The 25381-nt window shown below is 42.1% G+C and carries 20 protein-coding genes; 4 read left to right on the top strand and 16 right to left on the bottom strand.

What is annotated here, in order from left to right; genetic code table 11:
- Window positions 1-23: 23 nt before the first annotated feature.
- The 4 genes from eno to carA form a co-directional block, all read right to left on the bottom strand.
- A complete protein-coding gene (eno, locus tag BM192_RS15290) occupies window positions 24-1316 on the bottom strand; it encodes a phosphopyruvate hydratase (RefSeq protein WP_037440806.1) in 1293 nt (430 codons plus the stop codon).
- A 110-nt stretch (window positions 1317-1426) separates the two neighbouring features.
- Window positions 1427-2518, bottom strand: coding sequence for an ABC transporter permease (locus BM192_RS15285; RefSeq protein WP_037440807.1), 1092 nt, complete (start codon window positions 2516-2518; stop codon window positions 1427-1429).
- A gap of 21 nt (window positions 2519-2539) precedes the next feature.
- Window positions 2540-3307 carry an ABC transporter ATP-binding protein gene (locus tag BM192_RS15280; protein ID WP_037440808.1) on the bottom strand — a complete coding sequence of 256 codons (768 nt, stop codon included), beginning with the start codon at window positions 3305-3307 and terminating at the stop codon, window positions 2540-2542.
- Between the two features lie 88 nt (window positions 3308-3395).
- Entirely contained in the window at window positions 3396-4508 is a 1113-nt protein-coding gene (gene carA, locus BM192_RS15275) for a glutamine-hydrolyzing carbamoyl-phosphate synthase small subunit (RefSeq protein WP_037440809.1), read from the bottom strand.
- 257 nt (window positions 4509-4765) lie between these two features.
- On the opposite strand from carA, the gene panB reads away from it, so the two are divergent.
- Both panB and BM192_RS15265 read left to right on the top strand, forming a co-directional pair.
- Window positions 4766-5581 (top strand): 3-methyl-2-oxobutanoate hydroxymethyltransferase, encoded by an 816-nt coding sequence (gene panB, locus BM192_RS15270; RefSeq protein ID WP_037440810.1) that lies wholly within the window; start codon window positions 4766-4768, stop codon window positions 5579-5581.
- A 40-nt stretch (window positions 5582-5621) separates the two neighbouring features.
- Entirely contained in the window at window positions 5622-6308 is a 687-nt protein-coding gene (locus tag BM192_RS15265; RefSeq protein WP_037440811.1) for an RluA family pseudouridine synthase, read from the top strand.
- A gap of 88 nt (window positions 6309-6396) precedes the next feature.
- Here BM192_RS15265 and BM192_RS15260 read toward each other — a convergent pair whose 3' ends face one another.
- From BM192_RS15260 to BM192_RS15240, 5 genes are all read right to left on the bottom strand, one after another.
- Window positions 6397-7812, bottom strand: coding sequence for a glycoside hydrolase family 30 protein (locus BM192_RS15260; RefSeq protein ID WP_074589107.1), 1416 nt, complete (start codon window positions 7810-7812; stop codon window positions 6397-6399).
- A gap of 44 nt (window positions 7813-7856) precedes the next feature.
- Window positions 7857-10151: a glycoside hydrolase family 3 N-terminal domain-containing protein gene (locus tag BM192_RS15255; protein WP_037445228.1), complete on the bottom strand. Its 2295-nt coding sequence runs from the start codon at window positions 10149-10151 to the stop codon at window positions 7857-7859.
- A gap of 57 nt (window positions 10152-10208) precedes the next feature.
- On the bottom strand, window positions 10209-11627 hold the full coding sequence (locus BM192_RS15250; protein ID WP_037445231.1) for a RagB/SusD family nutrient uptake outer membrane protein: 1419 nt from the start codon (window positions 11625-11627) through the stop codon (window positions 10209-10211).
- A 12-nt stretch (window positions 11628-11639) separates the two neighbouring features.
- The gene (locus BM192_RS15245) at window positions 11640-14531 is read right to left on the bottom strand and encodes a SusC/RagA family TonB-linked outer membrane protein (RefSeq protein ID WP_037445233.1); all 2892 of its coding nucleotides are present in this window, start codon (window positions 14529-14531) and stop codon (window positions 11640-11642) included.
- A 332-nt stretch (window positions 14532-14863) separates the two neighbouring features.
- Complete coding sequence (locus BM192_RS15240; protein WP_037445236.1) at window positions 14864-16768, bottom strand: 7TM diverse intracellular signaling domain-containing protein; 1905 nt, start codon at window positions 16766-16768, stop codon at window positions 14864-14866.
- A 129-nt stretch (window positions 16769-16897) separates the two neighbouring features.
- On the opposite strand from BM192_RS15240, the gene lgt reads away from it, so the two are divergent.
- The gene (gene lgt, locus BM192_RS15235) at window positions 16898-17734 is read left to right on the top strand and encodes a prolipoprotein diacylglyceryl transferase (protein ID WP_037445238.1); all 837 of its coding nucleotides are present in this window, start codon (window positions 16898-16900) and stop codon (window positions 17732-17734) included.
- Here the strand turns inward: lgt and BM192_RS15230 are convergent.
- From BM192_RS15230 to BM192_RS15215, 4 genes are all read right to left on the bottom strand, one after another.
- Window positions 17724-18929, bottom strand: a complete 1206-nt coding sequence (locus BM192_RS15230; protein ID WP_037445241.1) for an MFS transporter — start codon at window positions 18927-18929, stop codon at window positions 17724-17726. The two genes, lgt and BM192_RS15230, sit on opposite strands and share 11 nt — an antisense overlap.
- 56 nt (window positions 18930-18985) lie before the next feature.
- Entirely contained in the window at window positions 18986-19618 is a 633-nt protein-coding gene (locus BM192_RS15225; RefSeq protein WP_037445244.1) for a hypothetical protein, read from the bottom strand.
- 6 nt (window positions 19619-19624) lie between these two features.
- Window positions 19625-20338 (bottom strand): YqjF family protein, encoded by a 714-nt coding sequence (locus BM192_RS15220; RefSeq protein WP_037445247.1) that lies wholly within the window; start codon window positions 20336-20338, stop codon window positions 19625-19627.
- A 144-nt stretch (window positions 20339-20482) separates the two neighbouring features.
- Window positions 20483-20845, bottom strand: a complete 363-nt coding sequence (locus BM192_RS15215) for a hypothetical protein (RefSeq protein WP_037445249.1) — start codon at window positions 20843-20845, stop codon at window positions 20483-20485.
- A gap of 162 nt (window positions 20846-21007) precedes the next feature.
- Here BM192_RS15215 and BM192_RS15210 point away from each other — a divergent pair, with 162 nt between their 5' ends.
- A complete protein-coding gene (locus BM192_RS15210) occupies window positions 21008-21343 on the top strand; it encodes a single-stranded DNA-binding protein (protein WP_037445250.1) in 336 nt (111 codons plus the stop codon).
- Window positions 21344-21401: 58 nt separating this feature from the next.
- Here the strand turns inward: BM192_RS15210 and BM192_RS15205 are convergent, their stop codons facing one another.
- The 3 genes from BM192_RS15205 to BM192_RS15195 all read right to left on the bottom strand — a co-directional run.
- Complete coding sequence (locus tag BM192_RS15205; protein WP_037445253.1) at window positions 21402-23459, bottom strand: TonB-dependent receptor; 2058 nt, start codon at window positions 23457-23459, stop codon at window positions 21402-21404.
- Window positions 23459-24781, bottom strand: a complete 1323-nt coding sequence (locus BM192_RS15200; RefSeq protein WP_037445254.1) for a PQQ-dependent sugar dehydrogenase — start codon at window positions 24779-24781, stop codon at window positions 23459-23461. Before BM192_RS15200 ends, BM192_RS15205 begins: the two co-directional genes overlap by 1 nt.
- Window positions 24782-25107: 326 nt before the next feature.
- Window positions 25108-25381 (bottom strand): integrase core domain-containing protein (locus BM192_RS15195; protein WP_139218405.1); only part of this gene is annotated, 274 nt, incomplete at its 5' end.

Below are 25381 nucleotides of genomic sequence, written 5' to 3'. Positions count from 1 at the left end.
CCCTTATAATGCTGAAGGTCAGCTTATTTTTTCAGGAATTTGAAGTCTTTTCCAATGAAACGTGCTGCAGAACCTAATTCTTCTTCAATACGTATCAACTGGTTGTATTTCGCGATCCTGTCCGAACGTGAAGCAGAACCGGTTTTGATCTGTCCACAGTTTAATGCTACTGCAAGGTCAGCTATCGTTGTATCTTCAGTTTCTCCTGAACGATGACTCATTACTGAAGTATAACCACTGTTCTGAGCTAATGAAACTGCATTGATAGTTTCTGTCAGGGAACCGATTTGGTTTACTTTAACCAGAATAGAGTTAGCAATGCTCTTATCAATACCTTGTTGTAAACGTTTTACGTTAGTTACGAACAAGTCATCACCTACTAACTGTACTTTGTTACCGATAGCAAGCGTTAATGCTTCCCATGCAGCCCAGTCATCTTCATCCAGACCATCTTCAATAGAGATGATCGGGTATTTATTAGCCCAGTCTACCCAGTATTTCACCATCTCATCAGAAGATAATTTCTCGCCTGAAGATTTGTGGAAGTTATAAGTTTTTGTTTTTGAATCGTACATTTCAGATGCAGCAGCATCCATAGCGATCCAGATATCTTTACCCGGTGTGAAACCAGCAGTTTCGATAGCCGTCAGTACAGTTTCGATTGCCTCAACATTTGAACCGATGTTTGGTGCAAAACCACCTTCATCACCAACGTTAGTTGAATAACCTTTTTTCTTCAATACATCTTTCAGGTGATGGAAGACCTGAGTACCCATTTGAAGTGCTTCAGAGAAACTGCTTGCACCTAAAGGCATGATCATAAATTCCTGGAAATCGATTTTGTTATCTGCATGGGCACCGCCATTCAGAATGTTCATCATCGGAACAGGTAATGTATTTGCATTTACACCACCTATATAGCGGTATAATGGTTGTCTGCTTTCTTGTGCTGCTGCTTTAGCTACCGCAAGTGAAACGCCTAAAATTGCATTAGCACCTAAGTTTCCTTTATTTTCAGACCCATCAAGGTCGATCATAGCTTTATCGATCAGGTTTTGTTCGAAAACATCGATACCCTGCAGTTCTTTAGCAATTTTCTTGTTAACGTTCTCAACTGCTTTAAGTACTCCTTTACCCATGTAGACGTTTTTATCTCCGTCTCTGAGCTCAACAGCCTCATGTTTACCAGTACTTGCACCAGAAGGTACGGCAGCACGGCCCATCTGGCCATTTTCAGTGATTACTTCTACTTCAACAGTAGGATTACCTCGTGAATCGAGGATTTGCCTTGCATGAACATCAATAATTAAACTCATTTGATTTGTTTTAAGTTGTTTTATATCCTTAGTGTAAATATTACAATTACTAGGTTATGTTCAAAGTTAAAATAAAATTTAGACTTAAAGGCTTGGAATTGAGGATAAAATTATTCCCATTTAAACACTTTGACTGCCAGCGCGTAGATACCAATACCCCAGATCAGCATAATCAGTATCTGTTGCCTTACATCCCACAGCCCTGCACCTTCAAAAGCAATTAGTCTCATGGCATCGTTCAGATAGGTGAGTGGCAGTGCCTTGCTGATTGGTTGCAGCCATGAAGGGAAATTATCAATAGAGAAAAAAGTACCGGAAAGCAGGAATTGAGGGAGGGTGATTATATTGGAGATAGGCGGAATTGTACTCTCACTTTTGGCAATTCCTGATACTACAAATCCAAAACCCATAAAAACTACAAGGCCTATTATGGATAGAATCAGCATGTTTAATACGGTAGTGACACCATGGATCAGCGTAAAATTAAAAAAGAAATGACCAACGACGATAATAAAAACTGCACCCAACAGCGCGAAACCGATCCTGGCAAGTCCTTCACCCAGAATAATGCTGGAACGGCGTACCGGCGTAGCAAAGAAACGTTTGATAACCAGGGTCTGTCGCAAATTGAAAAATACAAAGGCTGTACCAAAAACACCCGTGCTCAACAACGAAAACCCTAATTGTCCGGGCAGGATGAAGTCAATAGTTCTGTAGGTTCTTCCCTGAACTGTGCTCTCGCGAATTTCTGCAACAGCAGGTTTGAGATCCTTGGAATTCAGGGTGTACATCAGATTATTTAAAACCGATTTAAGGATATTTCCCTTATCTATTGATGCGGCACTATAGCTCACATTTGCCAGATATTCAGGCTTTTCAATACCGCTTTTCTGAATGTTGATTACGCCCGCATAATGACCTTTTTCCAGCTCATTTTGGATTTCGTCATTATTTTTATCTTTGATCAGTCTGATCACAGCTGTGTTTTCTAATGCCTGCATAACCGGATTCTGTACATCTGAACCGGGTGCAACAGCGAGATCTACTTTAACACCCCCGCCACCAAGAAATCCAAATACAAGAATAAAGATTAATGGAAAAGCAAGTGTAAAGACTACGGCAGAAGGACTGCGCATGATAGAGCGGAAACTAGCTTTCGCGAGCGCAAGCGTAGCTGTAGTATGATTGTATGGTTTATTCATTATAGAAATTAAATAGGCTGCTTAGCCTTCGCGCCACTGCTGGCCGGTTAAATTAATGAAGACATCTTCGAGGTTTGCTTTCTTTACCTCTTTTTTACGTTCAAAACCAGAACTGATGAGCTGGTCAATCAGGTTATCCGGAGAATCCAGTGCGATGATCTTTCCGCTTTCTACAAAAGCGACGCGATCACACAGCTGTTCCGCCTCATCCATATAATGTGTAGTGAGTACAATAGTTGTCCCCTGATCTCGGATTTCTGAAATCAGATCCCAGAGATTACGGCGTGCCTGCGGATCAAGTCCGGTTGTCGGTTCATCAAGAAAAATAATTTTAGGAGAGTTGAGCAGGGTAGTCGCTATAGAGAAGCGTTGTTTCTGCCCGCCGGATAATGCCTTGTATTTCGCTTTCGCTTTGTCCTGAAGGTTAACTTTTTCGAGCATTTCCATTGGCTTTACCTTCACTCCGTAAAGGCCCGCAAAGAGCTCCAGCAGCTCTACGAGATTCAGGTTCGGGTAATAGCCCGCCGCCTGCAGCTGAACGCCAATAATTCTTTTGATAGCATTCGCATCTTTATCTACTGACAGACCATCAACGTAAATTTCGCCGGAAGTTTTTTCCCGCAGCGTTTCTATAATTTCCAGTGTGGTAGTTTTTCCGGCACCGTTTGGTCCTAGCAGACCGAATATTTCATGGTTATAAACATCAAAGCTTATACCTTTTACCGCATTGAAATCTGCGTAATTTTTGATCAGATTGCGTACACTGATTATCGCATGAGGTTGATCCATAGCATAAATGTAACAAGGTTTAAAACAAAAAGGAAGTGACCGTGATCACTTCCTTCTAAAAATGGCTGTATAATGATTGTATTCCTTGTTACCAGCTCAGTTTGCCAGTGATCACATCTACAAACTCGTCAAACAGGTAGCGCGAATCGTGCGGGCCTGGAGAAGACTCCGGGTGATACTGTACTGAGAATGCTTTTTTACCTTTTACACGAATTCCTTCGATGCTCTGGTCATTCAGGTTAATATGTGTAATTTCTACTTTGTCAGAGCTTCTGACATCTTCAGGAATAACACCGAAACCATGGTTTTGTGAAGTAACTTCGCACTGGTTTCTGATTATATTTTTCACCGGGTGATTTAAGCCCCTGTGTCCGTTGAACATTTTCATTGTTCCGATACCATTAGCCTGCGCCAGTAACTGGTGGCCAAGGCAGATCCCAAATAATGGTTTGTCTGCTGCAAGAATGCTTTTTACAGTTTCAACAGCATATGGCATTGCACCAGGGTCACCAGGACCGTTAGATACAAAATAACCATCAGCACCCCATTTTTCCATTTCTTCGAAAGATGTTTTTGCAGGGAAGACCTGTACATAGATATCTCTCTCTACGAAATTACGAAGTGTATTTTTCTTCACGCCGAAGTCCAGCGCAGCTACTTTTAAAGTTGCATCAGGAGAGCCGAAGAAATAAGGTTCTTTAGTAGAAACCTGAGAAGATAGTTCTAAGCCATCCATTTCAGGGACTGCTGCCAATCTGCTTTTCAATTCTTCGATATCGGTAATTTCAGAGGAGATAATAGCGTTCATGGCTCCCTGATCTCTGATCTTGCGAACCAGTGCGCGGGTGTCGATATCTGAGATTCCGACAATGTTCTCATTCTGGAAATAGTCCTGGATAGATTCCGAAGCCTCTTTTCTACTGTAGCCAATGTTGTAGTTTTTACAAACAAGACCTGCAATTTTGATAGAGTCAGATTCTACTTCTTCCTTGTGAATACCATAATTACCAATATGGGCATTCGTAGTGACCATAATTTGTCCGAAATAAGAAGGGTCAGTGAAAACTTCCTGATAACCCGTCATACCTGTGTTAAAACAAATCTCTCCCGTTGTAGTACCGATTTTACCGGCAGCTTTACCGTGATAAACAGTGCCATCTGCCAATAACAGGATCGCAGGTAACTTGGTGTAGTTAGTCATTGTAATTAAAATGAAAAATAAAGATTAAAAAAGGGATTAATGAAAGAGGAATTGCGCGATTGTAAGCGCTGAGCTGATTTACAGATATGGTGTTGTATAACCCCTTCATTTCGGGATACAAAGATATGATTTTGAACAGGCTTTTCATATTTTTTTTTGAACGAATATGCGGACATGCTGCATTGGCCCAGAAAAACTACCGAAGGCGTTCGATTCTCGGCTGAATACGCTAATTTTGGTAGCTTAATTAGAAATATATGTCTATACACAAAGAAGTGAAGCGTATTACGACCCACATCCTTCAGGAGATGAAGACAAGCGGGGAGAAGATCTCTATGTTAACTGCATATGATTATTCAATGGCAACTGTTCTGGATGATGCCGGATTGGATGTATTGCTGGTTGGAGATTCAGCTTCCAATGTTATGGCAGGTCATGAGACGACCCTGCCTATTACCCTGGATCAAATGATTTATCATGCGCAGGGTGTAGTAAGAGGTGCGACACGAGCATTTGTAGTGGTAGATCTGCCTTTCGGATCTTATCAGGGAAATAGTAAAGAAGCATTAAGTTCTGCAATCAGAATCATGAAAGAATCCGGGGCGCATGGTGTAAAGCTAGAAGGAGGAACTGAGATCGTTGACTCTATTCAGCGGATTATTACTGCCGGAATTCCTGTGATGGGACACCTTGGTTTGACACCACAATCTATTTATAAATTCGGAACCTATACCGTGAGGGCAAAAGGAGAAGCGGAGGCCGAAAAGTTGAAGACAGACGCACTTGCCCTGCAGGAAGCCGGATGTTTCGCTGTCGTTTTAGAGAAAATTCCGGCTGCTCTGGCCAAAGAAGTATCAGAAAGCCTGGTGATTCCCGTAATTGGAATTGGTGCAGGACCGGACTGCGACGGACAAGTATTGGTTGTCAATGATATGATTGGATTAACCAAGGGATTTAAACCTAGATTTCTGCGTCAGTATGCGAATTTATATGAAGGAATTCTGGAAGCTGCAAAATCTTATATCCAGGATGTAAAGCGTAAAGATTTTCCGAACGAGAAAGAGCAGTACTAAGAGAAACAAAACAAAACCAAAATAAAGGAATACCAAAGACATGCCTGTTACCGATAAAGATATACTCTACGAAGACAACCACCTTATTGCTGTTTCTAAAAGAGCAGGAGATATTGTACAGGTAGATGAAACGAAGGATGAGCCGCTGGATGAAAAGGTCAAGCAATACCTCGCTGTTAAATATAATAAACCAAACAGCGCCTTTCTAGGGGTTGTTCACCGGCTGGACCGCCCGGTAAGCGGAGTTATTTTGTTTGCCAAGACCAGTAAAGCACTGGAGCGGATGAATGCCATCTTTAAGAACAGGGAAGTCAAAAAAACATATTGGGCAGTTGTCCGTAATAAACCACCTCAGTTATCCGCTACGCTAATACACTGGCTGGTGAAAAATACAAAGACCAACGTAGTAACCGCTCACCAGAAAGAAGTTGTAGGTAGTCAGCGTGCTGAACTCAGCTATAAGCTCATTGGTGAATTAGGTGGGTTTTATCTCCTTGAGGTAGATCCGCTGACGGGCCGGTCACATCAGATCCGTGTACAGTTGGCCAGTATGGGATGTCCCATTGTAGGAGATAACAAATATGGTTATCCGCGTGGCAGCCGCAAGGGGAGTATCTGCCTGCATGCAAGAAGGCTTCAGTTCATACATCCTGTTAAAAAAGAACCTGTGCATATTTTTGCCAAATTACCAGTAGACGGTTTTTGGGAACGTTTTGAAGATTTCTAGCCTTCAAATCATAAACGAAATTAAAACATATAAAAAAGCCGGTCTTCTTTTGGAGGAGACCGGCTTTTTTATTGGATTGAATTATTTATTACCAGACAAACGTACCAGCGGCACCCGCAGGCAAGCTGACGGTTACCTGACGGTCTTTGTCAGCGATGTTAAATCGTTTTTCAGTATGGTCATTGTTTACCGCGATAACTACCTTTTTACCATCGGGGCGCAGGAAAGCGACATTCGGTAATGCTTCAGGTAGATTAGATTCAATTCTGACTGAGTTGGCAGGAACGAATTTCGATGCATGCCCGATAACATAGTAAGCCACATTTCTACTCACCTCAGGGCTGATCGTTATTGCACCCAGGCAGGTCGTACAACCACCAACTGTATGCGGTTTATAAGCCGGATCAGCAGCTATATTCCATTCCAGTACATTACGGCTCCAGTTTCGTGTAGCACCAATGATTAGTGTAGAAACATGCCATTTCAGATCCTCATCGAATTTACTTGGTCCACCAACCCACTGTTCTGTGAAGTAAAGGTTTTTGTCAGGATGTGCTTCATGAACTTTAGACAATGCAGAGATGTCGCCACCATATAAATGGAAGGCAGAACCATCTACATATTTTTTAGCTTCCGGATCATTCAGAATATCAATCGGATAATCAGGTCTGTCCGCATTGTGGTCGTAAATAATAATTTTAGTTTTAATCCCTGCAGCCTTAAATTCAGGGCCTAAAGCTTTTTTGATAAAGTCAGCCTGCGTCTTGGCTTCCATATACATACTAGGTACATTTCCAGGGTGCAGAGGCTCGTTCTGAATCGTGATTGCATCAATGGTAATACCCTCTTTTTTCATCGCATGAATATATTTGATCAGGTATTTAGCATAGGAAACATAATACTCAGGCTTCAGTTCACCACCTTTAAAACTCCCATTGGTTTTCATCCAGGTGGGTGCTGTCCAGGGAGAACCCAGAATTTTTATATCAGGCTGTAATGCCACGATCTTTTTAAGTATAGGAACCAGGTCTTTCATTTCTTCCGCCATGGAGAACTTGTCCTGATTAATATCGGTCTGACCTTTAGGTAACTCATTATAGGTAAAAGTATCTGCACTCAGATCGGAACCACCAATACTTACGCGAAGATAATTTACACCGATACCATTTCCTTCAAGAGAGAAAAGCTCCTTTAGCAGGGCATCCTTTGTGTTGTTGTCAAGCCCGTTAATCAGGCTGGCACTTCCACCGGTTAAAGTGTAACCGAAACCATCAATAGTCTGATATTTTTTCTGGTCATTCACTGTGATTGTTGCCAGTCCTGCCTCACCATTACCAAAATTTAATGGTTGTTTTTGCAATTCAAGCAGGGATGAGCGGTTACCAGTGGTTAACCAGAGTTCCATATCCGTTTTAGTACCGGTATGTCCGGTGGGATTTCCTGTTTTTTTTGTTGAACAGGCTGTTAAGGCAATCGCAGCGGCAAATAAAATGTATTTCTTCATAGACAATAGTTTTGATGATGGTACCAGAAAATTTGATATTTTGATTAGGGTACGTAATTAAAGTTAACTTTTTGATTACCGATTTGCAGGCTGAATTCACCGGCTTCAGTAATTATTTTTCCATCTGCCTGTGCAAAACTCAGATCCTGTGGGCTAAGCTGGAAAATCACTGTTTTTGTTTCACCAGGCTGGAGTTCAATTTTGTCAAAACCACGTAGCCTTTTCGCATCGGGGCTAATTAAAGTTGCGACTAAATCCGAACTAAAAAGTAGAACGCTTTCTTTTCCTGCAACTTTACCTGTATTGGTGACTTCAACAGAAACTGTCAGTTTTTCATTGGCCTTTAACACCTCAGAACTCAATTTAATCGGGCTGTATGCGAATGTAGTGTAACTCATACCCTGGCCGAACACATATTGCGGGTTATAATCTGCATCGTAATTGTAAACACCTTCAGTCGTTGAACGTGATTCAGATGGTTTATGATAGTAGGTGAACAGCGCATTCGGGAATTGAGGATACGTATATGGCAGTCTGCCTGACGGATTTACTTTACCGAACAAGACGTCTGCAATAGCTATACCTCCAAAATTACCGGGCAGGTAAGTTTGGAGCACAGCAGCCATCTGCGGTTCGAATTTGCTAATTACCCTGGGACGGCCTTCATTTAAAACAAGAACTATTTTCTTTCCGGTAGCAGCGAGACGTGTCGCTAGTTTAGTCTGTAGCTCTGAAATATACAGATCACTCAGGTTTCCCGGAGTTTCAGTGTAAGAATTTTCACCCAGGCAAAGTACAATAACATCTACATTTGCGGCAGCTGCCACAGCAGCATCCAGCTGGTCTTCGTATTCCTCAAAATACTTACCATCCATTTTATAGCTGACACCCGGAACATACGTTACATTCTCTTTACCAGCTTTGTCCTGCATAGCTTTCAGGATCGTGTGATAGGCCGTTGCAAACTCTTCTACCTTTTCACCTTGCCAGGAATAAGTCCAGGCGCCATTCAGCGTACGCATACTGTTTGCATTAGGGCCAGTAACCAGAATTTTAGTACCTGCTTTTAAAGGTAGTACCTGATCCTTATTTTTAAGTAAAGTTAAAGACTCCGCAGCAGCCTGATAGGCAGCATCTTCAAAGGCTTTGCTACCAAATTCAGGATAATCTTTAGGATTTGTGACCGGCTTTTCAAATAAGTTCAATTCGAATTTTAAGGTCAGGATCCGGCGTACAGCATCATCGATTCTCTCCATAGAGACTTTCCCTTCTTTTACAAGGGCTACGAGGTCATCACAGAAAGGTTCGTAATTATAAGCAACCATAGACATATCAATCCCAGCATTAATTGCAATCATAACCGCCTCCTTATTATCTTTAGCTACACGGTCGCGCTGATAGAGGTTTTCGATATCACCCCAGTCAGTTACAACCAGACCTTTAAAGCCGAGCTCTTTTTTTAGCAGGTCTGTTAAAATTTTAGGGTTAGCATGAACTGGGACACCGTTAATCAGGCCTGAATTCACCATAATCGTTTTTGCGCCCGCATCAATCGCAGCTTTAAAAGGAGGTAAATGATACTCTCTTAAAGCCTGGTCAGAGATGAAAGCCGGTGTACGGTCTTTTCCTGAAATTGGTACCTGGTAACCCAGGAAGTGTTTAACGGACGAAGCCACACGAATAGGATTACCTACATCATTATGTTCGCCTTCCAGACCTTTTACAGCCTGAACTCCCATTTGGGCAATTAGATACGGATCTTCTCCGAAACTTTCCCACTGACGTGGAAAACGTGGGTCTGCACCGAGGTCCAAAAGGGGCGAGAACGCCCAGGGAATTGAGCTTGCCCTAGTTTCGTACGCTGTAATTTCTGCTGCTCTGTGCACCAGCTGACGGTTGAAAGAGGCTGGCTGTCCAATCTGCTGCGGAAACATAGTTGCTCCGGCAGTATAGGTTTCACCGTGAATTGCATCGATACCATAAATCACAGGGATACCCTTATTCTTCATGGCAGTTTTCTGAATCTGGCTGATAATATCGAACCAGACTGCAGGTGTTCTTGCGCGGTTATTTGAGGTGTTCAGGACAGAACCTAACTTATATTTCAACAATGCTTTTTCCATCGCCTGTTTGTCCAGACTAAACGGTTCAGCACTGGTAAAACGATCATTCCCTTTACCGATTACATCAAGTGTGATCTGTGCCATCTGACCAACCTTTTCTTCCAGGGTCATTTTACCGATCAGGGCTTCAACTTTTGTGCTGGTGTTTTGCTGTGCCTGCAGAGATAAACTACCTCCCAAAAACAGGAGCAGGCAGAAATTAAATTTTTTGTACATGATATTTGTGTGGTGAAATACCAGGAGCTAACCGGGCTCCTGGTTTATTAAATTGCATTATTTGAGATTCGGATTCCGGTCAATCTCTGTTTGAGGTGTCGGGAACAGAAGTTTAGCTGCGGTCACATTATAGTTCAGGTTTTTTCCTGCTCCATCTGTCTGCGCATTCATTACTTCAATTGCACGGCCTGTTCTCAGCAGGTCAAACCAGCGGTGACCTTCAAAAGCCAGTTCAAGCCTGCGTTCTTTTTCAATAGCCAAACGCATTTCAGCCTGATTACCGGCCGAAGTTCCGGCAAGGTTTACTCTTTTTCTGATCTGGTCGACCAGCGTTTTTGCTTGTGCCCAGCCGCCGCCGCTCAGTTCATTAACAGCTTCAGCTTTTAGCAGCATGATGTCAGCCAGACGGATCATATAGCTATTGCTTTTATCATCTGCACGATACTTATTGATAAAAGGATAGTTTGCTTTAGTCCAGTAATCATCCGACCAGCCTTCTGTAGCTACATTCCTGAAAACAAGACTTGATTTTTTGCGAATCTCGTCTTTCTCATTGTCATAAGCCCTAACCAGGTCATTTGACGGGGTATTAAATCTTTTCCATCCGCTACCCATAATAACGCCTGGCATCCAGTTGCCGTGCTGGCCACCGTAACCATCATACTGCATTTCCCAGATAGATTCGGAATTGTTTTTATTTGCTTCCAGAAACAGGCCATCAAAGGAAGGGAACAGGCTGTATCCGCCAGCGATAGTCGCGTCGGCGTATTGATTGACCTTTGCCCAATCTTTGGTCTCCATAGTTGCATAAACTTTTGCAAGCAAGGCATTGGCTACATTTTTCGTGAATATGCCTTTATTCACTGCAGTTGTGCTCGTATGTGCCAGTGCAAATTCAAGATCGGAAATGATTTGTTTATAAATATCATCTACCGTTGCTCTTGGAGCCTGCATCTCTGTACTGTTACTTGGTGTTTTTAGTATTAATGGAGCAGCGCCGAACAAGCGTACTAAGTTAAAATACATATAAGCGCGGATTCCGTGAGCTTCACCCAGAATCTGATCTCTCCTTCCATTTGCATCCAAAGCGGGATCCTGAATATTGGGAACATTTTCAAGTACCTCATTACAGTTTTTGATGTCGCTATATAATGCGCCCCAGTCACGGCCAACATTACCATTGGTAGAATTGGCTGTGAACAGGTCTAGTTGGATGTTAGCCTGGTTGTCTCCACCGGCATAAGCATTATCTGAAATCACGTCACCATTGGTCATGAAATCCCAGATATGGTAATCATTATACATGCCGTCATAAACACCGCGTAGTAATTTCTCGGCACCAGCAGCATCAACAAATGCTTTGTCACCTGTAACCTGGTTAAAAGGAGTTTTATCCAGAAAATCTTTTTTACAGCCAGATTGAACTGAAAGGACAAAAGCCCCGGCTGCGATCAGCGTATATATTCTATATCTCATCTTTAACAAAAATTAAAATCCAACATTAATACCAAACAGAAAACTTCTAGCCTGCGGATAAGTACCGTAATCCACACCCATGTCAGGACCATTCGCACCATAACGGTTAACCTCAGGATCCAGACCTGTATATTTAGTGAAAGTCAGTATATTATAACCAGTAGCGAATACCATCAGCTTGTCCATTTTCCATTTACCCAGTGTGGTTGCGCCGAAGTTGTAAGAAAACGTCGCAGTTTTCAGACGCAGGTAAGAGCCATTCTCAACAAATCTGCTGGAAGTCAATGAATTCTGAGAAGACTGTTTCAATGCACGTGGCACATCTGTAATCTGGCCGGGTGTAGTCCACCTGTTCAATACAACCGCACTTTGATTTTTTGCATCATACATACCTTCTGTTTCAATACGGGATGCGTTGAATATCTTGTTTCCCTGTACACCCTGGAAGAAAACAGACAATCCCCAGTTACCTAAAGTCAGGTTATTATTAACACCATAGTTGAATTTAGCTTGTGCAGAACCCAGGAACGTCCGGTCATTGGCATCGATTTTACCGTCGTTATTCAGGTCGGTATAAACTGCATTACCATTGTTAGGGTTAACACCTTCGAATACGTAACCGTAGAAACTACCCAATGGACGGCCAGTCTCTACGCGTACAGCAGCGTCACGTTCATATAAACCACCGAAATTTAATGATTTCGTCGTTTCACCAAGGCTGGTAACTTTGTTTCTATTAAAGGAAATATTCAGATCAGTAGACCAGGTAAAGTTAGGGCGTTGAAAGTTCTTTGTTGATAAAGCGAACTCCAAACCTTTGTTCTCCATTGAGCCAACATTCTGCGCTTGCGTACCCAAAGCCGTAGACGGCGGAAGCTGCACATTAATTAACAGGTCATTTGTTTTTTTGATATAAGCGTCTGCAGTAAATGTCACACGGTTATTAAACATTGTTAAATCCAGACCAATATTGGTTTGTGTTGTTTTTTCCCAGGTCAGATATTCATTAGCAGGCTGAGAAAGCGTGTATGAATTTTGTGCAGTGATCTGATAAAGTTTCATGTAAGCATAATCTCCGATACCTTCATCATTACCAACTTTACCCCAGCTACCACGGATTTTCAGGTCGTTGATAGTTTCGCTGTCTTTCAGGAAGTTCTCTCCGGAAATTCTCCATCCAGCAGAGAAGGAAGGGAAATAACCAAAACGCTGGTCTTTGGCAAAACGGGAAGAGCCGTCTGCACGGAAATTAGAACTGAAGAGATATTTACTGTCATAAGCATAAGTGAATCGACCGAGGTAAGAGCGTTTTGACCATTGCGAACGTTGTGGGACGGTCAATGCTACTGAAGGTGCAATATTATTGCCCTGCGTGTCGATAAATCTTGATTCTGAATAGTTGTCGTAGTTGTAATCAGACGACTGGATCGTATAACCAGCTATTGCGCCAAAGACATTTTTACCTACAGTTTTATTGTAGTTCAGAATATTTTCATTTAGCCATACATTGTCCTTAGTACGGTTATTGTTATAAATACCACGCTCTGTACGGCCGTAAACAGTTTTATACGGGTCCAGGTAATAGTTATAGAATGCTTGTTTGAGATTAGTGCTGATAGTCGATTTGAAAGACAGATCTTTCGTAATATTGACTTCTCCACCGAAAGCACCGATAAATCTGAACTCTCTGTTTTGATTTCTGGAGCCGAAAGCACTTCCTATAGGATGCTCATATCCACCTGGTACCGGTGTATAGCTGCCATTCGGCTCATAAATACCGATTGTTGGCGGAGCTGTTAATGCACCTAAAATTACACCACCTCTGGCTATCCCAGCATTATCCGGGACATCTACAGATTTATTGAAGGTAAGTGCAGCGTTACCTATTAATTTAAACCAGCTGGTTAGTTTCTGAGTGCCTGAAAAGTTCATGGTATAGCGATCCAGTTTGGCCGGTGCAACCACACCTTTATCCTGTTGATAGCCAGAAGAAAAATAGTATTCGCCACCTTTAACACCACCTGCCAGGGAAACCTGATAGCTGTTTTGAGTGCCGGTACCGAAAGTTTCTTTTTGCCAGTCCGTATTTGCATTGCCATACTCATAACCTAACTCATTCATCAAATTGATGTACTGATCACGGTTTAATACATCATAACTTTTCCAGAAATTAGAAAAACCGGTAAAGGCATTGAAACCTACTCTTAATTTGCCTTGTTTTCCTTTTTTCGTTGTAATCAGCACGACACCATTTGCACCGCTGGAACCATAAATGGCAGCAGCCGATGCATCTTTCAAGATGGTCATGGACTCGATGTCGTTTGGATTGATAAAGCTTGCGTCTCTGGAAGTGACTCCGTCAATTACATACAGCGGACTATTAGATGCCGTGATGGAAGTATTACCACGAATACTTACTGTAATTCCTGCCCCTGGTTTACCAGACTGAGAAGTTACCTGAACACCGGCAGCTTTACCCTGTAAAGCCTGCATTGGATTGGTGATCGGCTGGTTTTCGATATCTTTTGAAGAGATCGAAACTACAGCAGTTGTTAAATCTTTTTTAGTCTGTGTTCCATAACCGACAACGATAATTTCATTGAGTTGCTGATTGTCGTCACTCAGGTTAACGCTGATCGTTGTTCTGTTATTTACAGGCTGTTCAATAGCAGTGTACCCAATGGATGTGAATGTTAAGGTAGAAGCTGCAGGAGCGGTTAAGGTATAAGCGCCGTTTGCATCAGTCACCACACCCTGACTGCCGCCTTTGACTTTTACAGAAACTCCAGGTAGCGGAAGTCCCTGCTGATCTTTCACCTGGCCTTTAATCTGAACATCCTGAGCCATTGCTACAGTGATGCTGAATAAAAGACAAGTAATAATTAGAGTAATTTTTCTTCTCATAATCGTTCTTTGTTTAAAAATTATTTGGTGCATAAAGTTAAGATCAATATTAGGTTAATTCAAGTGTTTGATGAAATAAAAGTGATATAAGTCACTGATATATAAGTATATACACTGTAAATGATACGCTTCGATACCGTAAGGTGTTTTGGAGTTTATCGCTGATTTACAGCGCTTAGACTAATTCTGAAAGTGAGAACGGCTGCTGGAATGATACGGTTCCATACCGTTAAAAAAAAATGCATATAAATCCCTGTAGACCTCCGTTCTGAAAGGAATTTTGGCTCTAATTGATTGAAAATGGTGAAAAACAGGGGCGGGATAACGCTGGTTTATTCTAAAACGAGCTTGCTCCAGCCATTTTTATTGGCCTTTTTAAGAATCGCTTTGCGCTCCTCCATGAGTAGTTTTATTTTAGAACCGTAGGTCCAGCAGGTACTTTGACGGATATTCAGAATCTCTGCCAGCTTATGCGAGGATATTTTACCTTTAGTAGTATAGATCAGAAAGATCATGTAAAAGGCTTTGTTTATAGGGATACGTGTATTCTGGAAGACGGTATTTGTCGTAACCGATTCTTCATAGCCACATTTACTGCAACGACGGCTATAAGGAATATGCCCTGGATAAAAATGATTGCTTTTACATTTTCTGCAGGTATAGCCGTCATTCCATTTTAGTTCGGAAAGGAAGAGAAAACAACTGTCCTTATCTGGGTAAATCCGGCTGAACTCTTCAAAATCAACATCTGCAGACATCACCCGGTCTCGGGTTACCTTTTCTACATTCGTCTGCAGCTCCTGGTTGTCTTGCTCAAGTAAGACATTCATCCGGATAATCTCTTCTGCCTGTTGTTGCAGACGGTCATTTGCTTCCTGCAGTTCAGAGTTTTTCGCTTCAATGATCAGGGATTTGTGGAATACTTCCTTCGTTCGTTCTTCGACTTTAGCTTCTAGCTGATGGTTCAACTGATCTTTGAGTTTGCCGTGTTCAGCCATCTGACGAATCATCTGACGCTGTGCATTTTCCTTTTTGGCCTTGAGAATCCGGACCTTGTCACCGATAGCGAATGATAGGAATACCATTTCCAGAATAAAACAGATACTGAGACTATAATAGGCGACCACACCGAAGTTCAGCCATGAATAGCCCAGCATAATAAAAAACTTCAGGATAAATCCCATGAAGAGAAAGCTATAGCCTAATACAAAGAAGCGCGCAGGTTTGTAACCTTTGAGCATAATATGAATTCCGGTATAAAAGGCGACAGAAAGCGGAATGAACTCTATGAATTTATAGGTTAGCAGATCCTGGTCTATAAACATGGCATAGATAAACAGCGCAGTACGGATCCCGATGATCCAGACGATTAGTTTATTCAGGTTCGGCGCCTTCGCCCTGACAAATAAGAGCTCCCTTGTAAATAGTAAGGCAAATATACTTGTCGAATATAGGGCAAAAGCATAAGCATTCTGGTTCCATACCGGAGAATTTCCCCATAAATACTGATAAGCGATTCCGTCGGAACTCATCTCAAACAGTCCGACGCTCAGATTATAGAGTACATAATAAAGGTATTGCCGCTGACGTATGGCAATGAACATGACCAGATTGTAAAAACTGAAAACTAAAATCATGCCGTAGAAAACCCCAAAATAGAAGTATTCATCCAGTGCATAGGAGATGAACCAGTCGACGCTGCGCAGTACAATAATTACATCTGCAATCTGTGCCGACTTAAAACGAAAGTAATAATCCTGAGTCAGGTCATTCTCGTGGTCAATATAAAGGGCAAAGTTCTTATGATGCAGTTCGCGCTGCCGAAATGGGTAGGCATCTCCGAGTGTATGTATGGTATAGCTCCCGTCTTTTTGAGGGAGATAAGCAGTAACATGGTCAATAGTTTGGTCAAAAAACTCCAGCATAAATCTCTTTTCTGCTGTGGACTTATGTTTAATACGGATTCGGTACCAGTAAGTGGATTTATTGTTCAGTGTCTGCGGAGTGGAAGTTTTGCTTGGAACGAAACGATTCCTGAAGGCATCACTGCTAACTTGTTCAAAAGTGAGTTTATTCTGAGGATCCTGCAGACATTCTATTTCAGCGTGATTGAAAATATGTTGATCCACCTGATCTGATATAGCTACAGTTTGCTGGGCTTGGACTGTTACTGTTGAAAAAAGCAAGCCCGTAAGGAGTAAACCAGAGAATAGAAACAGTATAAATCGCTTGTGCATAGCTTACAGAAACCAGTATAAAAACTATCTGCTAAGGTATGATTTTTTACGCAAAAGGAATAAGATGGACGCCGTTGCAAATGTCAGCAGATGCACTATATTTGCATCTACCCATTATAAATACAGGATATGCTGATAGATACCATCATCTGGAACCCCGGAGATTCATTGATAGACCTTGGTTTTTTTGCTTTAAGATACTATTCGCTTTGTTTCCTGCTTGCGTTTGTAGCGAGTTACATAGTTGTGAAGAAACAGTTCGTCAAACACCATCTGCCCGTTGAGCTGATGGACTCGCTAACTATCTATGTTGTATTGGGTACATTAATTGGGGCGCGGCTCGGGCATTGCCTTTTCTATGATTTTGCATATTATGCTAAACATCCGCTGGAGATTATCCTTCCGTTTACTTTTACACCAGAGTTTAAAATAACTGGTTTTCAGGGGCTTGCCAGTCATGGTGGAGGGCTGGGAATTATGTTCAGTCTATATTTGTTTAGCAGGAAGTTTAAGCTCAACCTTTGGTTTCTGCTAGATCAGATTGCACTTGTAGTACCCCTGGCGGGTATGTTCATTAGATTGGGAAATCTGATGAACTCTGAAATTATTGGAAAACCGACTGGAGAAAGCTGGGGTTTTGTTTTTCTGCAGGTGGATAAGATTCCACGTCATCCGGCGCAACTCTATGAAGCTGTTGCTTACCTATTGATCTTTATTTTTGTGTATCAGGTGATGAAAAGGTATCCAAAAGCCTCGGGTTATACCTTTGGTTTGGTGATCTTTTTGATTTTCTGTTTCCGGATGGGTATTGAGTTTATAAAAGAAGATCAAAGTGCCTTCGAAGCTGGCATGCTCTTGAACATGGGGCAAATTTTAAGCATACCTTTTATTCTGTGTGGATTGACTATCATGTATCTTAAAAGGGGCAAACCGGAGGCTCCGGAAAAAGCAGCGTTTATACGCTAGCCTGTGCAGTCTGCATTTTGGCTTTCCCGGCAAAGCGGAATGAAAGCCAGATGCATAAAGCGAAACCACTTAAAGCCATTAATGAGCCGACATACTCCGGGGAAGTATAACCGTATCCGGCTGCGATAGGAATTCCGCCAAGAAATGCACCCAGAGCATTTCCAGTATTCGCGCTTGCCTGCATAGCTGAAGAAGCCAGCATTTCTGCACCTTTCGCTGCTCCGATCATAAGCATTTGCATTGGCGCTATCACTGCAAATGCCAAAGCGCCGGTAATAAAAGTAAGCAGTAAAGCCATTGCTTTAAACTGGCTTAGTTCCGCTACGAGAACTAATGTGAAAACCATGGCAAGTAATAGGAAAGCTGTAGTTTTTAAGGGTGAGAATTTGTCTGCAAGTCTTCCGCCAATAAAGTTTCCGACTGCCATACCCAGTCCGGCGATAATCATAATCGGGGTGATCATATTTCCGCTGAAATGCGCAACCTCTGTCATCAATGGCGCGATATAACTGATCCATGCAAATAAACCTCCTGTTCCGATAGCTGAAATTGCAATAATGATCCACAATTCTGCTTTCTTAAAAACTTTAAGACTGTCTGAGAACTTCACATCTGATTGTGATGGTAAGGCTGGTAACCAGCGTTTAATGCTGAGCACAGTGATAATGGCAATTGCAGAAATAACCATAAAAGAAATTCTCCAGTCTAGGTTATGTCCAATAAAAGTACCTAGTGGAACTCCAAAAATATTGGCGATCGTTAGTCCTGCGAACATGACAGACACAGATTTGGCTTCACTACCCGGATCGGCGAGGCGGGCTGCTACAACCGCACCAATTCCGAAGAATGCACCATGTGGTAAGCCAACCAGGAGGCGTGCTACGATTAATAATTCATAAGTTGGAGCAATACTGAAAAGGATATTTCCGAGGGCTACGATTAGCATTAACGCCATTAAGACTTTCTTTGGTGGATACTTACCGAGGATACCTACCATTACGGGTGCTCCTATAATTACGCCAAGCGCATAAACGGTAATCAGGTTACCCGCTTCCGGTATACTGATTTTAAGGGATCTGGCAACATCGGGTAAAACACCCATCATCATAAACTCAGTCATTCCCAGGCTGATACCGCCCAGGCATAAAGTAATCAGACTCGCCTTGGTGTTGGTAATCAGTTTCAGTAATTTCATATCCACGAATTTTTTTGCAAAAGTAGGATATTTCTATGATGCTGAAACTATTTAGTTTATAAATGATAATTGTATGAAATTTCTTCCAGATCTTCTTTCAGTTGTTCCCAGTCAGTAAAGTTCGGTGAGATGGCCAGAACCATATCTTTATCTAGTCTTTGATGGGCGAATATCTGTTTAACAGCTTCCAGAGGAATACCTGCCGGAAGACCGTTACTTTCGAAATAGCTATCTGCCCATTGTTTATAGGTAAGCGGAGCCCCGTCGAAAGGAGACAATAGTTCTGTGGATATTTTCAGAGCGGCTGCAGGCTGAGGAGTCTGCCAGCTTTCTTCACCATTAGACTGCCAGAGACAGAATGATGTGCCGGCAGATTGCACCGGCTCTCCGTAGATAAATTCGTGAAATTGTTCAGGCAGGAGTGGAAGAAGAAGATCTTTATCTGCAGCATCTTCCTCAACGCTGAACCCATTGATCACTGCGCCATCCTTAAGAAATAACATAAGGAGCTGGGCACCTTCTCCATTACGCATTTCAAAAAACTCTTCGTCTTCGGACCAATCGCTGTTGTAAGAATAATAACGGTATTGCCATTCCGGTGAAAGAATGGCGTCAAGCACTGCCATTGCCTTACAGTAGTTTTTAAGTTGTTCCCAATGTGGAAGTACAGGATTTGCAGTGGAGATCATGGCTTATTATACTTCAATTATATTTTTTCTTTCTACAGAGATATCAGAACCTTCAGCCAGATACACTGAAACCGGTTCTTTTCCATTCAGGAAGGCAAATTCTTTGCCGAAGCTGATGCCGAAATCTACATTAATACTGAAGTCTTTAACTTTATATTGTGCCCATTTTGGGTGACGGACTTCATATTCATTTGTTTTGGTATCAGAATAGCGTGCATAACACCAATAATGCTGTGTAATAAAAGCAGCTTCTGTATCGGCCTGAATTTCTGATAATGCTTTATTTGCCCTGATACTGAAAGATTGCCATTCTTTCTTGACTCTCCATCTGTACTCAACTTCTCTTTCTTCGTCCTGTTCTGCCCAACGATGGTTCATAGGCATCGAAACATAATTCTCATTATAAATGGTATTTGCAACTACAGAAAGTGCGAAACGCGGAACAATCTCTTTAATAAAAACGACGCCGCTTTTAATCTGATCTCCGTCCTTTCTTTTGACATAAAACCGGAGATTTGCCTGTTCAAAACTGGCATGAAATGGTACACTAAAGCCTAACAGCCGCGTGTTTTTAAATAAAAAACCGATTAAGCTGACATAGCAGGTGTCATTGTGTAAATCCAGTTCGGTCCCTGCCGGAAGGTAGGGGGTCAGGATATTTTTGTCGATGGGGAAATTGGCTATAGCCACCTTTCTCCATTCTGCAGTTAAGAAACTCATTTTTGGTTAGTTCTAGTACAATTGATTAGCCCAAAATACTAAAAAAAAGAAATTTCGCAGCGATAAGCCTTCTGAATTAAATAATCTGACGATCTAATTATGTTTTACAAGTTATATCGCTGAATATTTTAAACATAGATGTGACTAAGTTTCCGGCCATATCTCTGCTGTCTGAACCAATTCAACCTGTTCAGCCGGATGCTGGCGGTAGGCATAATGATATATACCATAATACTGTTCTCCTAAAGGGCCGTTAATGAAATTCGTAAAATAAGTAAAGTCAAATCCGGTGGCGGCAAGCGTTTGTTTTTCGATCTGGAATACACCTTGCTGAACAAACTGGTCCAGAATAGCCGTATTCTTTTTCAGGATGTGATTTACTTCTTTAAATACATTATTCCGGCCTCTGTTAAGGGCATTATGATAGTGGCTCCGGCAATGATCATTACAAAATTTTTTGTCGGTCCTGCCCCTGATTCTGTTTCCACAATCTATACAATATTCCATGGTTCTCTGATTTGAATTCGGTTAATTCAAAGTTAGTTTTTTATTAAAATCTAGGTATTTTTTAACCGGCTATAAACGTTTGGATATTAATTAATACGGGTATTCCGCATTAAGTTTGAATGTAATCTTTATAATTAACTAATAATTAATATTTTCAATATTATGAATCAGAATCAAAATAGTGTATGTCTAACCGGCTTTGCGGGCGCAGATCCGGTAATAGTTTATTTCGCAGAAGATAAGAAAATGGCCAGGGTTAATCTCGGTGTACACGAATTTTTCCGGAACAGTCTGGGAGAGATGATAGAGCATACATTGTGGTTCAGTCTTATTTTCTGGAATGGAAAAGTCGAGTTAGTAGAGCAGGTCGTGCGTAAGGGCGCACATTTATATATAGAAGGCAGACTAAGCGCGCAGCATTATATAGATAAGCATGGTGTTAAGCGGTACAGTACAGAGATTGTAGTTCATAAAATGGAGTTAAAACCCCATTCCTGAAACAAGCTGTTCCTGCGTTTAAGGTGTAAACGACCAGGAACAGCTTCTTCATTTATTTTTACAAACTCACTTTTACGCCAGCGGAAAAATTCCGCAGGGGCGCGGCGTTATAGTAACGCCCTGCTGCTGCATTCAGATCGTTTCCAAGGCTATAACGTTCATTAAGGATATTGTCGGCAGTTGCGAAAATTTCAAGCGGAAATCCTGCGATACTGGTATTTCTGAAATTTATTCCCATTTGTAAAAGGTGATAGGCTTTAGCTGTAGCCGTATTCGCATCGTTCAAAGGAATTGAACTTGTATAGTTATGCTGTATGAAAGTCGAAAATCCTTGTGGCAAAGTTCCCTCCAGACCACTAACCAGACCAAACGCAGGCACTCCGCTTAGCTTCTTACCTGAATAATCCTGGTTTGTATTACTATACCCTGCGAAACGGAAATGACTGAAAGTTGCTGCATTGCGAAGTGTAAGTTTCCTTATCAGACCATTTTTTCTGTCTTTAAGCAGAAAGAATGAAGTACTGGCCTCTAATCCATTCTGACGGGTGCCACCTGCATTAATAAAATATTCCGTGTCATTTTCATTCAGACGCCTAACAATCGCCTGGCTGAGTCTATAGCTAAATGCAGTAAAATACAACTGGAAAAATCCAGCTGCCGGGATATATTTAAAGCCACTTTCTAGATTCCATCCTTTTTCCGGCTGAAGATCGGTATTGATTACCTGATCGGAAGCCCTGATTTCAGCTAAGCTTGGAGGAGAATAACCTCTGCTCAAACTGGCATTCCAGACAAGATCTGGTGTGATCAGCCAGGATACAGCGGCTCTGGGCATCAGCTGTAAGTCCAGTACCTGCTTCCGCTGTGCAATCTCCTTTGGAAAACTGCTGCTATAATGGTACCTGTAATCATTCAGGCTGGCCGAAAATTCGATAAGAATCCGTTTAAAGATATCCACATTTATATGTGCAAAACCAAAAGTTCCTGCCGCATTTAGTTCATCTTGTTTCTGTATAGTGCCTCTAGTTCCTTGGTTATTATCGTAGTTTCTGACGTCTGAATGCGTTTTTGCATGTTCAAACCCCAAGTTGAACTTCCAGTTCAGGTTAGTGGAGTTTTCCACATATTCTACATATGTTCTTAGCCCGAGTGTCGACTCATAACGTTGTTCATAATTCGTAATAAACGGGTTTTTAAAGTCTGTGTAAGACGCGAAAACCGACGTTACCTGACGGAATTTTGAGCTAATGTCCCACTGGTTGGTTATTCCGCCGAATAGTGTTTTACTATAAATACCGGCCCGCTGTTCCGATGCGCCCGGTATTTTACCTGCTGCGGGTCTGGAAGCAGCAGGGTTGTCTGCAAACTGTGCCTCAGTTAAACCACCAGGAGTGCGGTAAGCGAGATCGGAATAAAATAATAAAGCTGACAGATTTGCTTTGGAGGAATAGTTCCATTGCTGGAATAATTGGGTGTAATTACGTTTCATGGCACTGTTATCCCGGTAACCATCCGAACGCTGGTAACTGTGCTGCAGGTTAAAACTGTAATTTTTACCCGTTTTACCAATCGCTATACTTTCGCGAAAAAGGCCAAAAGAGCCGCCGCTTAATGCCGCAGAAAGTTGCAGACTATCCTGGGTTAGCAGTGCCGAAGGGTTCAATAAAACTACACCACCCGAATTTGCCCCATAAATGCCACTCTGTGGGCCTTTTAGTACAGTGATGTTACCCGCAGCGGTTATATCCATTGCATTGAGATAGGTATTTCCTCCTGCATCTGTCAAAGGAAAATCTTCGACATAAATTTTGATATTTCTGATGCCAAACGGTGACCGTAATAAACTTCCCCTGATTGAAAGCCGGTAACTCCCAGGAGAGCGTTCTTCCATTCTTACTCCTGCGATTGTATTCATCACCGGAACAAAAGATTTCACTGGTTGAAGAGCCGCTTGTCCGGGTTCAATAACAGCGACAGCCCCTGTTGTTCTTAACAAGGGCTGAGGACTGAAATACGGTCTGATTGTAATTTCGTTTAAAATATGGGCTGTGTCGGACTTGATCTGGCTGTTAGCCTGAAGGCCTGCACAGCATAGGATTATTGCTAAAATTTTCATTATTTATTGGCAGCGACCCTCCATACTGTACTGCTCACATCATCGGCTACCAATAAGGCGCCATCCGGTGCAACTGCCACACCAACCGGGCGGCCGTACACTTCACTTTTATCTGCATTTGCAATAAATCCGGTTAAGAAATCTTCTAGCTTGCCCGCTGGTTTTCCATCTTTAAATGGTACATATGCCACTTTATAGCCTGTTAGTGTGGAGCGGTTCCATGAACCATGCTGGCCGATATAAGCGCCACCCTGGTAATGCTCAGGGAATTTTTTGTCTTTGTAGAAGGCCAGACCCAAAGAGGCAGTATGTGATCCTACTGCCAGATCCGGAACGATTGCAGATTTAACTAACTCCGAATTTTTACCTTTTAGACGCGGATCTTCGTGCTGACCATAATAAGAGTAGGGCCAACCGTAAAAGCCACCTTGTTTAACGCTTGTAATGTAATCTGGAACAAGATCATCTCCCAGACCATCACGTTCATTAACGGCAGTCCATAATGTCTTTGTTCCCGGTGCCCAGTCTACACCCACTGGGTTCCGCAAACCGTAGGCATAAATTATTTCGCCTGTTCCATCAGGATTAACTTCCAGAATGTTTGCACGCCTTACTTCATATTCCATTCCATTTTCTCCTACGTTACTTCCGGAGCCGACAGTGATATAAATTTTGGAATTATCGGCATTTGCAATCAGGTTACGTGTCCAGTGGTTGTTATAACCGCCTGCAGGCAGACTGACAATTTTCTCGCCTTTTCCGGTAATCTTTGTATCACCTGTCTGATAAGGGTAACGGTACAAGCCGTCAGTATTGGCTACATAGAAATGATTACCTATAATTAATACTCCATAAGGCTGGTCCAGTCCAGAAAGAAATGTAGTTTGTAATTCAGGTTTGCCATCTTTATCTGCGTCACGATAGAGCAGTACAGTGTTTGCGCTTGAACCACTTACTTCTGCTTTATCTTTTCCGCTCAGTGCATTTGCGATCTTTTCTTTAGTATTACGCTCAGAATTGGAGAGCACAACCAGGATATCTCCATTTGGTGCTACATAGATATTTCTCGGGCTCTTAATTCCACTCGCGAATTTTGTTACGGTGAAACCTGCAGGCGCAACAGGGGTTTTACCCTCAGGCCATCCGATTACTTTACTGAAATTATTTTTTGATGCTGTAGTATCAGGTGCGGGAAGATTCAGGTCATTGCCTGCTGCGGAGGAAACCTGGCTCGAATCGTTTTGCTGGTCTGTACTCTTCGGGGAAGAATTACAGGCGGTAAGCAAGGCTGCTGCACCCATTAAAAGTAAATACGTTTTCATTAGCTTATTGGTTATGGGTTAATGTAAATCTGTTGAATATAATAACAACACGCAGATTTATAGCTTGTTTGCTGAAATATTACATTGAGTATGGCAATGCATTATGGTTACTCAGGTGTCACTGTTCTGCGGGGTTCCTTTACCCTTGGTATACCGTTGCCATACCGTTGCGATACCCTTTGGGTAAAGGAAGGGTATCCCAACGGTATACCAAGGGTATCGCAACGGTATGGCAACCCCGAATAACAGCCTCAGGGTTGCAGGTGTCTTATACTGAAAGTACTTGATAGATTAGGGTAACTCAATTTAATATTCCTGAATTTACTTTATTCTGTAACTGGTATTCCTGAATTTACTTGTGAGTGGTTCAAATAGTCCTGATTTTGCTTGGGAGTGCGCGGCTCTACATAGGCATGTTTGTACTGTGGTGTCTTCAATCCACAGCTGAAATGCGGGCGGAGATAATTGTATTTGGATATGGCTGATTCTACTTGTTTTTTGGCCTGCTCAAAGGAGCCGAATGTTTCATGGAGACCAAACTCTGTCTTGAGTATACCATTAATTCTTTCGGCAATTGCATTGTCGTATGGACTACCAGAT

The organism is Pedobacter antarcticus (assembly GCF_900112985.1).
GTDB lineage: Bacteria > Bacteroidota > Bacteroidia > Sphingobacteriales > Sphingobacteriaceae > Pedobacter > Pedobacter antarcticus.
The sequence above is the reverse complement of the archived record's forward strand: the minus strand, read 5'-3'. Positions and strand labels throughout refer to the sequence as shown.